1 rRNA gene is annotated in these 276 nt (G+C 45.3%); it reads right to left on the reverse strand.

Going from position 1 to position 276, the window contains the following annotated elements:
* Positions 1 to 106 (reverse strand): 16S ribosomal RNA (locus tag ACLHZ1_RS20780); the annotation flags it as partial.
* Positions 107 to 276: the final 170 nt, after the last annotated feature.

The raw sequence follows: 276 nt of genomic DNA on the forward strand, positions 1-276 counted from the left end.
CGCTCGCCGGCAAAAGTAGCAAGCTACTTTCCCGCTGCCGCTCGACTTGCATGTGTTAGGCCTGCCGCCAGCGTTCAATCTGAGCCATGATCAAACTCTTCAATTTAAGTTTGGTTTGCGTTCATTCATTACCGAGGCAATGAACTTCAGCGGCTCAATGAATTGCTGAAATAAACTGTTCGACTTCTTATTGCTAAGAAATCGTCTTGGTCACTTCACCAGACATTGAAAATCAACAAAATTGTTTGATGTTCGATGCTGTGAGTGCCCACACAG

This window comes from Aeromonas sobria, from assembly GCF_050266975.1.
Taxonomy (GTDB): domain Bacteria; phylum Pseudomonadota; class Gammaproteobacteria; order Enterobacterales; family Aeromonadaceae; genus Aeromonas; species Aeromonas sobria_B.